Annotated in this window: 13 protein-coding genes and 1 pseudogene; 1 reads left to right on the top strand and 13 read right to left on the bottom strand. The window is 73.8% G+C overall.

Features of this window, described 5'->3' with window-relative positions:
- Positions 1 to 96: pseudogene (locus CHB94_RS24480) on the top strand (IS5/IS1182 family transposase); the annotation flags it as partial.
- A 212-nt stretch (positions 97 to 308) separates the two neighbouring features.
- Here the strand turns inward: CHB94_RS24480 and tsaE are convergent.
- The 13 genes from tsaE to CHB94_RS10425 all read right to left on the bottom strand — a co-directional run bounded on the left by tsaE (position 309) and on the right by CHB94_RS10425 (position 13,424).
- The gene (gene tsaE, locus CHB94_RS10485; protein ID WP_089336503.1) at positions 309 to 761 is read right to left on the bottom strand and encodes a tRNA (adenosine(37)-N6)-threonylcarbamoyltransferase complex ATPase subunit type 1 TsaE; all 453 of its coding nucleotides are present in this window, start codon (positions 759 to 761) and stop codon (positions 309 to 311) included.
- Complete coding sequence (locus CHB94_RS10480) at positions 758 to 1,378, bottom strand: uracil-DNA glycosylase (RefSeq protein ID WP_089336502.1); 621 nt, start codon at positions 1,376 to 1,378, stop codon at positions 758 to 760. Before CHB94_RS10480 ends, tsaE begins: the two co-directional genes overlap by 4 nt.
- Positions 1,375 to 2,562, bottom strand: a complete 1,188-nt coding sequence (locus CHB94_RS10475; RefSeq protein WP_089336501.1) for an alpha/beta fold hydrolase — start codon at positions 2,560 to 2,562, stop codon at positions 1,375 to 1,377. Before CHB94_RS10475 ends, CHB94_RS10480 begins: the two co-directional genes overlap by 4 nt.
- Complete coding sequence (alr, locus tag CHB94_RS10470) at positions 2,562 to 3,701, bottom strand: alanine racemase (protein ID WP_089336500.1); 1,140 nt, start codon at positions 3,699 to 3,701, stop codon at positions 2,562 to 2,564. The genes CHB94_RS10475 and alr overlap by 1 nt, the downstream gene beginning before the upstream one ends.
- Positions 3,698 to 5,170, bottom strand: a complete 1,473-nt coding sequence (locus tag CHB94_RS10465; protein WP_089336499.1) for an NAD(P)H-hydrate dehydratase — start codon at positions 5,168 to 5,170, stop codon at positions 3,698 to 3,700. Before CHB94_RS10465 ends, alr begins: the two co-directional genes overlap by 4 nt.
- 64 nt (positions 5,171 to 5,234) lie before the next feature.
- Positions 5,235 to 5,627 (bottom strand): holo-ACP synthase, encoded by a 393-nt coding sequence (locus CHB94_RS10460; RefSeq protein WP_089336498.1) that lies wholly within the window; start codon positions 5,625 to 5,627, stop codon positions 5,235 to 5,237.
- An 88-nt stretch (positions 5,628 to 5,715) separates the two neighbouring features.
- On the bottom strand, positions 5,716 to 7,566 hold the full coding sequence (glmS, locus tag CHB94_RS10455; RefSeq protein WP_254920555.1) for a glutamine--fructose-6-phosphate transaminase (isomerizing): 1,851 nt from the start codon (positions 7,564 to 7,566) through the stop codon (positions 5,716 to 5,718).
- Between the two features lie 141 nt (positions 7,567 to 7,707).
- Positions 7,708 to 9,051, bottom strand: coding sequence for a phosphoglucosamine mutase (gene glmM, locus CHB94_RS10450; protein WP_089336496.1), 1,344 nt, complete (start codon positions 9,049 to 9,051; stop codon positions 7,708 to 7,710).
- 11 nt (positions 9,052 to 9,062) lie between these two features.
- Positions 9,063 to 9,482 carry a 30S ribosomal protein S9 gene (gene rpsI, locus CHB94_RS10445; protein ID WP_089336495.1) on the bottom strand — a complete coding sequence of 140 codons (420 nt, stop codon included), beginning with the start codon at positions 9,480 to 9,482 and terminating at the stop codon, positions 9,063 to 9,065.
- On the bottom strand, positions 9,479 to 9,922 hold the full coding sequence (gene rplM / locus CHB94_RS10440) for a 50S ribosomal protein L13 (RefSeq protein ID WP_089336494.1): 444 nt from the start codon (positions 9,920 to 9,922) through the stop codon (positions 9,479 to 9,481). Before rplM ends, rpsI begins: the two co-directional genes overlap by 4 nt.
- A 196-nt stretch (positions 9,923 to 10,118) precedes the next feature.
- Positions 10,119 to 11,681 (bottom strand): S8 family peptidase, encoded by a 1,563-nt coding sequence (locus CHB94_RS10435; RefSeq protein ID WP_176445497.1) that lies wholly within the window; start codon positions 11,679 to 11,681, stop codon positions 10,119 to 10,121.
- Between the two features lie 231 nt (positions 11,682 to 11,912).
- Complete coding sequence (locus tag CHB94_RS10430; protein ID WP_089336492.1) at positions 11,913 to 12,398, bottom strand: beta-class carbonic anhydrase; 486 nt, start codon at positions 12,396 to 12,398, stop codon at positions 11,913 to 11,915.
- A gap of 36 nt (positions 12,399 to 12,434) precedes the next feature.
- Positions 12,435 to 13,424, bottom strand: coding sequence for a PfkB family carbohydrate kinase (locus CHB94_RS10425; protein ID WP_089336491.1), 990 nt, complete (start codon positions 13,422 to 13,424; stop codon positions 12,435 to 12,437).
- Positions 13,425 to 13,474 lie beyond the last annotated feature (50 nt).

Raw genomic sequence — 13,474 nt, 5'->3', positions numbered from 1 at the left:
TGCGTCGACGCCTATCTAGCCCTGGCCGCCGCCATCGTCACCGTCCGTGCGCTATGCCGGGCCGCGTGGCGCCTCTACCGCTGGGACACCCGCCCAAATCACCACGCATCCGCTGACCTACTGGCGGGAGCTCTTAGGACCGTCGGCTCCTATCGGAGTCGACACCCACGTTCTCCTCCCCCACCGACCGCGGTGGCACACGGGGACGGTGAGACCCTCGATCGCGACGCTGGCGTGTCATGGCGGAGCCGGCCCGGCACGTCGAATGATGAACTGGCTCCTCCGCTCGCGGAACAACGAGGTGGTGATCAGCCGCCCTCGAGCCGCTGCTCCCAGCCGGGGCCATGCGGTAGCAGCACCGCCGTCCGGACGTCGTCGTCGCGGCGGTCCAGTCGGACCTCCAGGTGCTCGTCGGCCAGCCGCTCGACCAGGCCCTGCCCCCACTCGACGACGGTGACCGACTCCTCGGTCGAGGCGTCGAGGTCCAGGTCGTCGACGTCGGCAACGCCGCCCAGGCGGTAGGCGTCGACGTGCACGAGGGGCACCCGTCCGCCCCGGTGCACGCGGGAGATGACGAACGTCGGCGAGGTGACCGGCTCCCGGACGCCGAGCCCGGCGCCGATGCCCTGGGTGAGCGCGGTCTTCCCCGCGCCCAGCGGACCCACGAGGACGACGAGGTCACCCGGCGCCAGAACCTCGGCCAGCTCCCGGCCCAGGGCATGCGTGTCCTCCGGCGTGGGCAGGACGTGGTCGCGTCTCACCGCAACGTCCGTGCGACGGCGGACAGGTCGGCCAGCAGCCCGGCCCGCGGGGCGCCGTTCGGCCCGAACCGGATCGCGGCCGAGGGGTGGTAGGTCGCCCAGACGGCACGCCCCTCGATCTCGTGCGGCCGGGCGCGCACCTGCGCGAGCACGGTCCGCGGACCCAGGAACCACTTCGCGGCCGACAGGCCGAGTGCCACGACCACCGGAGGGTCCAGCAGCTCGAGCTGCCGGCGCAGCCAGCCGCTGCACCGGGCGACCTCCGGCGCCTTCGGTGTCCGGTTGCCCGGCGGCCGGCACTTCACCACGTTCAGGACGGCGGCCTGCGCGCGGTCGAGTCCGGCCTCGGCCAGGAGCTCGTCCAGCAGCGCGCCGGAGCGGCCGACGAACGGCCGGCCGGTCTCGTCCTCCTGCGCGCCCGGGGCCTCACCGACCAGCGCGAATCGCGGCCGGCCGACCAGCGGCAGGTCCCCGACGACGACGTGCTGCCGGGTGGCGGCGAGCTCGGGGCAGGCGACGCACGGTCGGTTGACCTCGGCGAGCGTCTGCCAATCCGGAGCGGCCGCAGCGGTCTGGGCGACCGCGAGCGCCCCGGCGTCGACGGGTGCGGACCTCACGGGGCGACCGACAGGTCGGCGGCCACCCGCCGGAGCAGGGCGGTCAGTGCACCGCTCACCTCGTCCGGCTTCTCCAACAGCACGAGGTGCCCGGCGTCGGGGACGACGACGTACTCGGCCGTGGCCTCCCCTCCCCGCCCGAGCCGCTCGACGATGAGGTCGCTGTGCTCCTTGGGGATCATCTTGTCCTTGTCGCCGGTCAGCACCAGCGTGGGCACGGCGCGCAGCGGCTCGAGCGAGCCGATCTCGTCCATCCCCGCCAGCGCCGGGTAGAACTCCGCGATCACGTCGACCGGCGTGCCGGCGATCATGGCGTCCACGTACCGGCCCAGTGCCGGGTCCACGTCCGCGGAGGCGAACGACAGCGACCGGGTGACCACCGAGACCAGGTCGGCGGCCAGGCGCCGCGTGCGCTCGGCCAGAGCCGGGCGGCGGCGCATCGTCCAGGCCGCGACCGGGAAGACCGCCGCCCGCACGCGGGTGAGCAGTTCGGGCAGGCCGAAGTTCAGCTCGGCCAGCTGGCCGCTGGACGTGGAGATCAGCGCGACGCCGGCGATCCTCGGGCCGAAGAGCTCCGGCCGAAGCGCCGCGAGCCCCATGATCGTCATCCCGCCCATCGAGTGACCGACCAGGACGACCGGCCCGCGCGGCACTCGCGTCTCCAGCACCGTGGCCAGGTCGCCGGCCAGCTGCTCGATGGTCGACCGCTCGGGCCGTCCGCGGCCGGAGGAACCGTGGCCGCGCTGGTCGTAGAAGACCAGCCGCGCGTCCGGTCGGTGACCGTTGGCCGTGGCCAGCTCGGCGGCCAGCGTGCGCCTCTGGAAGGCCCACGACCCCATGGAGAGCGTGTAGCCGTGCACGAACACCACCGTCAGCGGCGCGTCGCGGGGCCCGATCTCCTCCACCGACAGGAGCACGCCGTCGTCGGCCTGCACGAGCGCCGTCCGGTCGGCCGCACGGGCGGCGGTGCCCAGCGGGTCCGCCGTGCGCAGCTGCGCGGCCGCGCGCTCCTCCGCCACGGCCGCCGCGGGACCGAGCTGCGCTGCGCGCACCCGGCGTCCGGCGACACGGGCGACCGTCACGCCGACCGCCGTTCCCGCCGCCGCCAGGCCGACGAGGGCCCCGACGACGCCGGCGGTGCGCCCGCGGGAGTGCTGCGGTGCCGGGGGGTTCGACCGCCCCATCAGACGGCTCCGGCCGAGCCCACGTAGCGGCGCGTGAAGCGTCCGCCGACCCGGGTGGCCAGCTCGTAGTGGATGGTGTCGACGGCGTCGGCCCACTGCTGCGCGGTGGGCTCGCCGTGGTCCCCCGGCCCCCACAGGACGACCTCGTCCCCGGCCCGGACGGCAGAGTCCCCGACGTCCAGCACGAACTGGTCCATGCACACGCGTCCCGCGATGGTGCGCTGTGCGCCGCCCGCGAGCACGGGCGCCCGGTTGCCGGCGGCACGGGGCACTCCGTCGGCGTAGCCCACGGGGATCAGCGCGAGCGTGGTCTCCGTCTGCGTGACGTAGGTGTGGCCGTAGGAGACGCCGACGCCGGCCGGCACCCGCTTGGTCAGCGCCACGGCTGCGCGCACGGTCATGGCCGGACGCAGCCCGTGGTCGGCCGGGTTCCCGCCGAGGGGGTCGAGACCGTACAGGGCGATGCCGGGGCGGACGAGGTCGTACCAGGTGGCGGGCAGGGCCACCGTCGCCGCCGAGTTGGCCAGGTGCAGCCGGGCGCCGGTGAGCCCGGCGCGGCGGGCCAGCGCCACGGCCTCCTCGAAGACGGTCACCTGGGCCCCGATGGTCGGATGGGTGGGGGCGTCGGCGTAGGCCATGTGGCTCCACAGCCCGACGACGGCGATCTCGCCGTCGGCCTGGGCACGGGCCGCGGCGGCGACCAGACCGGGCCACTCGGCGGGGGTGGCGCCGGCCCGGGAGAGCCCGGTGTCGACCTTGAGGTGGACGCGCGCGGTCAGGCCGGTCGCGCGGGCTGCGGCCACGACCTCCTCGAGCCCCCATTCGGCGTTGACCGACACGTCCACGTCGGCGGTCAGTGCGGCGGCGTAGTCGGTACCGGGGGCGTGCAGCCAGGCCAGCAGCGGCGCGGTGATCCCGGCCGCGCGCAGCGCGAGGGCCTCCTCCAGGACGGCGACACCGAGGGAGTCCGCTCCGCCGGCGAGCACCGCGCGGGCGGCCGGAACCAGGCCGTGCCCGTAGCCGTCGGCCTTGACCACGGCCATCAGGGGGCGCGCGACCCGCTCGCGCAGCACCGCGGTGTTGGCCGCGATCGCGTCCAGGTCGATCACGACTTCGGCGCGCGCGGGTGGGTTCGTCACGCCTCCGAGTCTCCCAGGCGGTCCGGTCGCAGCCCGCGCACCCGGCCGACCGCCTCCGGCAACCGGCGCACGAGGTCGCCGGCGACCAGCGGCCCGCGCTGCGCGGCCAGCTGCCCGGTGCGCCCGTGCAGGTGGGCGGCGACCGCCCCCGCCTCGACCGCCCTCGGTCCCGTCGCCAGGACCGCGCCCGCGATCCCCGACAGGACGTCGCCAGTACCCGCCGTCGCCAGCCACGGCGTCCCGGTGCCGTTGACGAAGGCTGCCCCGTCGGCATCGGCGACGACGGTGGCCTCGCCCTTCAGCAGCACCGCGCACCCCAGGTCCGCGGCCAGGCGCCGGGCGGCGGCCACCCGGTCGGCGCCCACCTCCGCACCGAAGCGGGCGAACTCCCGGTCGTGCGGCGTGAGCAGCGTCGGCGCGCTCCGGCCCCGTACCGGTCCGGGGTCCTCCGCCAGCAGCGTCAGCGCGTCGGCGTCGACGACCACGGGCAGATCGGTCGCCAGCACCTCGTCCAGCGCGCTGCGGGCGGCAGCGTCGGTGCCCATGCCGGGACCGACCACCCAGGCCTGGACGCGGCCGGCGTCTCCGGGGCGGCCGTCGGTGACGATCACCTCCGGCCACGCGGCCCGGACGCCGTCGGCGGCGGTGCCCGCGTACCGGACCAGCCCCGGGCGGGTGCGCAGCGCAGCGCCGGTGCAGAGCACACCGGCACCCGGGTAGGTGGTCGAGCCGGCGACGATGCCCACCACGCCCTGGGAGTACTTGTCGTCGGTCGCCGAGGGCGGCGCGAGCCGGGCGGCGGCGTCGGCGTCGGTGAGCTGATGGGCGGTGGCCGCGGGGAGGTGCGGCTCCAGGCCGATGTCGACCAGGTGGACCTGACCGGCATGGGCTCGCCCCTCCCCCACGACCAGCCCCAGCTTGACCGCCCCGAAGGTGACGGTGTGCATGGCCGGGAAGGCGGCGCCGTCGACCGCGCCCGTGCCGGCGTCGATGCCACTGGGGACGTCGACGGCGACGGTGAGCCCCGCGCCCTCCGCGGCCGCCGTGCTCAGCTCCGCTGCGACGGGCCGCAGACCGCCCGAGCCCCCGATGCCGAGGATGCCGTCCAGCACCAGGTCGGCGCGGGCCACGAGGTCGCGGACGTCGGGCCCCTCGGCACGGCGCACCCGGCCACCGGCCCGGCGCAGCGCGGCCAGGCCGGCCGGGTGGGCCCGCTCGGCGTCCAGGAGGACGGCGGTGACCCGCGCTCCCCGGGCCGCCAGCCGGGCGCCGGCGTACAGCGCGTCGCCGCCGTTGTTGCCGGTTCCCACGAGCAGGGCGACCCGGCGGCCGTACACACCGTGGAGTAGGCGCACACACACTGTCGCGAGGCCCGTCGCCGCGCGCTGCATGAGCGTTCCGGGCGGGGTCTCCGCCAGCAGCGGCTCCTCGGCGGCCCGGATCTCCTCGGCGGTGTAGAGGCCGATCACGACTCCTCCTCGCCGGCGCACGTCGGCCGTGCGGCCGTTTCTCCGCGCGCCCTGCGGAGGCCGGTCACGTGACGTCCGCCGCGCGCGGGAAGCCCTCGGCGACCACGACCGCGGAGGCGATCCCGCCGTCGTGACTCATCGAGACGTGCCACATCGAGACGCCGAGCTGCGCGGCCCGCCCGGCCACCGACCCGCGGACCTCCAGGTGCGGCCGGCCGTGCTCGCCGACGGTCACCTCGGCGTCGTGCCAGTGCAGGTCGCCGGGCGCACCGAGGGCCTTGGCCAGCGCCTCCTTGGCCGCGAACCGGGCGGCCAGCGACTCCCCCGTGCGCCGGTTGCCGCTCGGGGTGCACTGCTCCGCGGCGGTGAACAGCCGGTCGCGCAGGCCCGGTGTACGCGTGAGCGACTCGGCGAAGCGCTCGACCGGCACGACGTCGATGCCCACCCCGATGATCACTGGGTCAGTCTGCCTGGTGACGTGCTGGAGCGGCCCCTCTGCAGGGCCCCGCCGCGAGCTTGCGAGCGGTGGGGGGCAGAGGGGTCCTTCACTCGACGGTGACGCTCTTCGCGAGGTTGCGCGGCTGGTCGACGTCCAGACCCCGGGTGTCGGCGATCTCGCAGGCGAGCACCTGCAGCGGCACCACGGTGACCACCGGCGCCAGCAGGGTGGGAAGCCGGGGCACGCGGATGAGGTGGTCGGCGAAGGGGACGACCGCCTCGTCGCCCTCCTCGGCGATGACGATCGTGCGGGCGCCGCGGGCGCGGACCTCCTGGATGTTGGAGACGACCTTCCCGTGCACCGACTCGCGGCTGTTCGGGGAGGGCACCACCACGATCACCGGCGTCCCCTGGTCGACGACCGCGATCGGCCCGTGCTTGAGCTCACCCGCCGCGAAGCCCTCGGCGTGGATGTAGGCCAGCTCCTTGAGCTTCAGGGCCCCTTCGAGTGCGACCGGGTAGCCCACGTGACGGCCCAGGAAGAGGATCGTGTTCGCGTCGGCCAGCTCGCGGGCGAGCTCACGCACCGCGTCCATGCCGGCGAGGACCTCGGCGACGGCGTCGGGCAGGCGGCGCAGGTCGGCGACGATCGCCGCCACCTCGTCCTCGTACTTCACGCCGCGCACCTGGGCCAGGAAGAGGCCCACCAGGTAGCAGGCCACGATCTGGGTGAGGAAGCCCTTGGTCGAGGCGACGGCCACCTCGGGCCCGGCGTGGGTGTAGAGGACGGCGTCGGACTCACGGGGGATGGTGGAGCCGTTGGCGTTGCAGATGGCCAGCACGCGGGCCTTCTGGTCGCGGGCGTGGCGCAGGGCCATCAACGTGTCCATGGTCTCGCCCGACTGGCTGATGACCACGACCAGGGTGGACCGGTCCAGCACCGGGTCGCGGTAGCGGAATTCGCTGGCCAGCTCCACCTCGACCGGGATGCGGGTCCAGTGCTCGATCGCGTACTTGGCGATCAGGCCGGCGTGGAAGGACGTGCCGCAGGAGACCACGAAGATCTTGTCGATGTCGCGCAGCTCCTGATCGGAGAGGCGCACCTCGTCGAGGACCAGGCCGCCGTTCGCGCCCAGCCGCCCGAGCAGCGTGTCGGCGATGGCTCGCGGCTGCTCGGCGATCTCCTTGAGCATGAACCAGTCGTAGCCGCCCTTCTCGGCGGCCTCGGCGTCCCAGTCGACGGTGTAGGCCGTGGGCTGGACGGTGGCGCCGTGGAAGTCGGTGACCGTGACCCCGCGCGTGCGGTCGATCTCGACCACCTGGTCCTGGCCCAGTTCGAGCGCCTCGCGGGTGTGCCCGATGAAGGCGGCGACGTCGGACCCGAGGAAGTACTCCCCGTCGCCGACACCCACCACCAGCGGACTGCTGCGCCGGGAGGCGACGACCGTGTCCGGTTCGGCGACGCAGGTGGCCACGAGCGTGAAGGCGCCCTCCAGGCGGCGGGACACCGTGCGCATCGCCTCGGCGAGGCGGCCGGGACCCTCCGGAAGGGCGGTGTAGGCGGCGGCCAGCAGGTGAGCCGTGACCTCGGTGTCGGTGTCGGACGTGAACTCCACACCGCTGCTCTCGCACTCGGCACGGAGTACGGCGAAGTTCTCGATGATCCCGTTGTGGATGACCGCGACCGTGCCGTCGGCCGACAGGTGCGGGTGCGCGTTGCGATCGGTGGGGCCGCCGTGCGTCGCCCAGCGGGTGTGCCCGATCCCGATCGTGGCAGCCGGCAGTGGCTGGTCGGCCAGCACCTTCTCCAGGTTGGCGAGCTTCCCGGCCTTCTTGGCCGACGTCAGCGTGCCGTCAGCGACGACCGCGATGCCTGCCGAGTCGTAGCCCCGGTACTCGAGCCGCCGCAGTCCTTCCAGGACCACGTCCCGGGCGTCCCGGGGACCTACGTAACCCACAATTCCGCACATTGGGCCCAGAGTACCGGCGGGGCGAACCGATCCGTCCGGGACACGGTGACGCCGTCGTGCTGTGCGCGACACCGCCACAGGAGCCGACCCCTGTCACAGTGAGCCGCTGCGTCACTCCTGTGCCGTCGCCTACCGGACGGCGGCGACGACCTCGGCCAGGCGGGTGGCGACCTCGTCGGCCTGCTCCTGGGTGGGCGCCTCCACCATGACCCGCACCAGCTGCTCGGTACCGGAAGGCCTCAGCAGCACCCGGCCCGTCGCTCCGAGCTCCTCCTCGACGGCGTTGACCGCCTGGGCGACCTCGTCACTCTCGGAGACCGCCATCCGGTCGGTCACGGGCACGTTGATCAGCGTCTGCGGCAGGCGGCGCACCACCGAGGCGAGCTCCGCCAGCGAGGCCCCGGTGGAGCGCATGCGGGAGAGCAGAGCCAGGCCGGTCAGCAGGCCGTCGCCGGTGGTGGCGTGGTCCAGGAAGACGAGATGCCCGCTCTGTTCACCGCCGAGGCTCAGCCCTCGGCTGCGCAGCGCCTCGAGCACGTAGCGATCGCCGACGGCCGTGGTGTGCACCGCGATGCCGGCGTCGCGCATGGTGTGGTGGAAGCCGAGGTTGCTCATCACCGTGGCGACGACGGTCTCGTCCTTGAGCGCGCCGCGTTCGTGCAGGGCCAGCGCGCAGACCGCCAGGATCGCGTCGCCGTCGACGACCTGGCCCTCGGCGGTCACGGCGAGGCACCGGTCGGCGTCCCCGTCGTGGGCGATCCCGAGATCGGCACCCTGCGCCCGGACCGCCTCGATCAGCGGTCCGAGATGGGTCGAGCCGATGCCGTCGTTGATGTTCCAGCCGTCGGGCTCGCACCCGATGGCGTGCACGGTCGCGCCCGCCCGCCGGTAGATGTCCGGAGCCGTCGCGGCGGCGGCGCCGTGCGCGCAGTCGACGACCAGGCGGAGGCCGGTGAGCGGCTGGTCCACGGTCGAGAGGACGTGGTCGGCGTAACGCTCGGCGGCGTCGGGCAGGGCGCGGACCCGGCCGATGGCCGCACCGGTCGGCCGGGGGCCGTCGGAGGAGCCGCTGAGGACGATGCGCTCGATCGCGGCCTCGAGAGCGTCGGGCAGCTTGTGCCCGCCGCGGCTGAAGAGTTTGAGCCCGTTGTCGGGCATGGGGTTGTGACTGGCCGAGATCATGACGCCGAGGTCGGCGCCGGTGTCGGCGGTGAGGTGGGCCAGCGCGGGGGTGGGCACCACGCCGGCCAGCAGCACCTCGGCGCCCGCGCTGCTCAGCCCGGCGACCACCGCGGCCTCGAGCATCTCCCCACTGGCGCGGGGGTCACGCCCGACGACCGCGACGGGACGCGAGGTCCCGTCGCGGTCGGCGAGCACTCCGGCGGCAGCACGTGCCACCGACAGGGACAGCTCCGGCGTGAGGTCTGCGTTGGCCAGACCTCGGACGCCGTCGGTCCCGAACAGACGACCCAACGACGTGCGGGTCAGCGCTTGGAGTACTGAGGCGCCTTGCGCGCCTTCTTCAGGCCGTACTTCTTGCGCTCGGTGGCGCGCGCGTCCCGAGTGAGGAAGCCGGCCTTCTTCAGGGCCGGACGGTCGTCGGCCTCGACCTCGATCAGGGCGCGGGCGATCGCCAGGCGCAGGGCACCGGCCTGGCCGGTGACGCCGCCACCCTTGAGGAGGCCGACGACGTCGTACTGCTCGGTCTTCTCCAGAATCACGAACGGCTCACGGATGAGCTGCTGGTGCACCTTGTTCGGGAAGTACTCCTCGAGGCTGCGGCCGTTCAGCTTGAACTGGCCGGTCCCCGGGAGGAGCCGCACGCGGACGATGGCCTCCTTGCGACGGCCGACCGTCTGGATGGGACGCCCGTCGGCGTCGGTCAGGGTCGCGGCGTGGGTCACTGGGCCACCTGCTTGATCTCGAAGGTCTGGGGCTGCTGCGCAGCGTGGGGGTGCTCGGGGCCGGCGTACACCTTGAGCTTGGAGAGCATCTGCCGTCCGAGGGTGTTGTGCGGCAGCATCCCCTTGACCGCGCGCTCGATGACGCGGTCGGGGTGGGTGCGCAGCTGGTCGCCCACGTTGATCGTCTTCAGACCACCGGGGTGGCCGGAGTGCCGGTAGGCGCGCTTGTCGTCCCGCTTGGAACCGGTCAGCGCGACCTTGCCCGCGTTCACGATGACGACGAAGTCACCGACGTCCACGTGCGGGGCGTACTGGGGCTTGTGCTTGCCGCGCAGGAGCTGCGCGGTCTGGCTGGCCAGTCGACCGAGCACCACGTCAGTGGCGTCGATGACGTGCCAGGCCCGGGCGATCTCGCCGGGCTTGGGGGTGTACGTGCGCACGGCGCTCGTGTCCTCTTCGTCGTCGGGATGGCTGGTGGGTTCGCCTCGCCGAGCACGGGAGACGTTGCGACACGCGGGCACCAGCCGGCTTGCGCGCGCCAGCGGGTCACGATACCAGCCGCCGGGCGGGGGCCGTCCCGCGGACGGACGAGGGGCCGGCCGCGACGCGGCCGGCCCCTCCCCCATCCACCTCAGGTCAGCCGTTGGACCTGTCGTTGGTCACCGCGGCGAGCGCGTCGACCTGGCCCGTCCCGTACCAGGACGTGTGCCCGTCGCCGCCCTGGCAGGTGGGCGGGGTACCGCTCTCCGAGCCGGCACCGACGGTCTCGTAGCGGGCCGGCAGCGTCTCCGGGCAGGACTGCGGGTCCGCTGTCTGCTGGATGAGCTGCTCCACCTGGGTCGGCCGCAGCTTTCCGTTCTGCGGGGTCTCCAGGTCGCCGAACCGGCTGATCACCAGCGCGGCGACGCCCGCGACGTGCGGACCCGCCATCGAGGTGCCCTGCAGGTAGCAGTACGTCGCGACCGGGTAGGTCGGCTCACCCGTCGGCTCCTGCTTGCTGCGCGTGCAGGGCTGGTTGGCGGGATACGTCGACAGCACCCGGCCGTTCACCGAGTCCGGCGTGAAGAAGACCGAGTCACCGCCCGGCGCCGCCACGTCGGCGGTGCTCACGCCGTAGCTCGAGTAGAACGACTTCAGGTTGTCCGGGTACTGGCCGGCGCTGGTGTCCTGCACCGTGCTGCCGGTGGCCGTGACGCCGATGACCCCGGGGAGCTCCACGGGGAGGACGACGCACGCATTGGTCACCTCGCGCTCCACCTCGTTGCCCGGCGGGTAGTCCGGGCTGGTGCGGTCCTGCGACGGGTGCGAGAGGTCCTCGGAGTTGTTGCCCTCCGAGGCGACCACCGTCACGCCCTCCTGCATGGCGTAGCGGACGGCGCGCTGCACGGCCTTCCAAATAGCCCGCTGTTCCTCGTCGTTGCGACAGTTGAAGAGGAACGGGTCGACGAAGTAGCTGTTGTTCGTCACGTCGATCTTCTGCTCGGCCGCCCACATGAACGCGCAGACGACCGCCTCCACGAAGAAGTAGCCCTCCGCGGTAGCGGCCTTGATGCTGGCGATCTGCACGTTCGGCGCGACGCCGACGATGCCCTTACCGTTCGAGGCCGCGGCGATCGTCCCGGCCGTGTGCGTGCCGTGCCCGTTGTCGTCGTCGGCCGCCGCCGCACCCGGCACGGGCTTGCCGCCGAGGCAGTTGGCGCTGTGCGCGTCGGAGATGTTGGCGCGAAGGTCGGGGTGCCGGTAGTCGACGCCGGTGTCGATGGTCCCGACGACGACCGCCTCGCTGCCGCCGGTGATGGCGTGGGCCTCGGGCGCCTGGATCTGCCGCATGTCCCACTGGAGGGGCGAGAACGTGTCCGCGTCGGTCGCGGGAGCGTTGGGCAGGTCGCCGGGCTGCGGCCCGGACGGTGCCCCATCCTGGTCGGGTTCGACGGTCTCGAGTCGCGTGGCGAAGTCGGTCGTCGCCGACGCACCCTCGACCTTGTCGTTGGCGCGGACGGTCTCGTCGAACGCGGTGTTGTTGCTCCGCGCGACGAGCACGCCGATCTCGGCGTAGTTCGCGACGACGGTGCCACCGGCCCGAGTGACGATCGACTCGGCGTCACGGGGGCTGGAAGAACCCTTGAAGAGGACGAGGTAGTTCTCCGTCTCGCCCGTCGTCCCCGCGGGGGCGGCGGTGGCCGCCGTTGGGACGCTCATGCCGGTCGCGGTGATGACCGCGGCACCGACGAGGAGGCGACCAAGTCGCCCTCCAGATCTGCGCATCTACTTCTCCGTCTTCGTCTGGACACGCGCCGTGATCGCGGCAGTCGGACGGTATCTGTGACGGACCGCACACGCATGTCCAAGGTCGGACTTCCCCGTCCCACCCTCGGCGCGTCCCTTGACGGCACGCCGCCCCCGGGGACGGGCCCGGGCGCCTGGGAGCGGTCAGACGACCTCGCGGAGCCGGCCCGTCGCGACGTCGTAGACGGTGCCCCGGACCTCGTGCGAGAGCAGGTAGGGGCTCTCCCGCAGGAGCCTCATCGACTCCCGGACGTCGGCGTCGACATCGCTGAACGCGCGCACCGGCCACGGCGGCCGGTGGCCGGTCGCCTGCTCGACCTGATCGGCGAAGGCCTGTTCGGTGGTCGCCTCCAGGCCGCACTCCGTGTGGTGCACCAGCACGATCTCGCGGGTGCCGAGCAGGTGCTGGGAGATCGTGAGCGACCGGATCGTGTCGTCGGTGACGACCCCACCGGCGTTGCGGATGACGTGGGCGTCACCGACCGCCAGGCCCAGGAGCCCGAACAGCGGCATGCGGGAGTCCATGCACGCGACGACGGCCACGGCGCGGGCCGGGCGCGCGGCCAGCGCACCCGGGAACCGACTCGCCCACTCCTCGTTCGCCAGCAGCATCCGGTCGATCTCGGCCACGTGTTCCTCCCACCCTCGGACCCGTAGGACCGGACCTTAGCCGGGATGCTCAGCGATCCTGTGCCGGCGGACGATCTCGCCCAGCGCTTCCGCGTCCAACTCCGGGCGTCCGCCGGCGTGCGCGACGGTGACCGCCGCGGCCGCCGAGGCGGCCCAGGTGGCATCCTCGGGACCGGCGCCGCCGAGCAGGGTCGCGGCGAGCGTGGCGACATAGGCGTCGCCGGCACCGGTCGGATCGACCGGCCGCGCCCCCAGGTGCGGCACGAGGACGTCGCCGTCGGCCCAGCGGGGATCGATCTCGAGGTCCAGCGCATCGACTCCCAGCGTCGGTCCGGACCGCCAGGCGACCAGGTCCCCGGCTCCCTCGACGCCGAGTGCCACCAGGCGCGGACCGGCCGCGAGCAGGTCGGCAGCGGCCGCACGCACGTCGTCGACCCCCGTGAGGGACCGGCCGACGAGGCGATCGACCTCCGGCGCTTCCGCACGGAGGACGGCTGCGCGACCGAGTACGGCCGCACGGGTCGCCTCGTCGGCAGGGGCGCCGTCCGTGACCACGACCGTGGAGTCCGGCAGGCCCTCCAGGGCTGCCTGCACCGCGTCCCCCGGCTGCTGCAACTGGGCCAGCAGCACCTGGCAGGTGCTCAGCTGGCCGGCCGCGGCCGCGACGTCCGCCGGCGTCAGGAGGGCCTCGGACGGCACGTGCAGGACCAGCCTGCAGTCACCGTCGTCGACGAGGTCCAGCAGGAGTGCGGTGTCGGCGCCCGGCCGGACCACGACGCAGGAGACGTCGATACCGTCCTCGGCGGCCTGGGCGCGGGCCTGCCGACCCGGGCCGTCGTCCCCGACGACGCCGAGGAGCGCAACGGGCACACCGAGCTGGGCGAGCGCCACCGCCTGGTTGGCCCCCTTGCCGCCCAGGAGTTCGCGACGGCCGCTGGCCGACGCGGAGCCCCCGGACGCGGGGATCTCCTCGATGCGCAGGACCAGCTCCCGGCCCACCTGCCCGAGGACGACGACGTCGGCCATCCGTGATCCCTCCGGTCGTGGACGGCACCGAGGGGGCCGGCCCGGGGTCG

It is taken from the genome of Blastococcus mobilis (assembly GCF_900188025.1).
In the GTDB taxonomy this organism is placed as follows: Bacteria; Actinomycetota; Actinomycetes; order Mycobacteriales; family Geodermatophilaceae; genus Blastococcus_B; species Blastococcus_B mobilis.
Note: the sequence above shows the minus strand (reverse complement) of the source record. Positions and strands in the feature narration are given on the sequence as shown.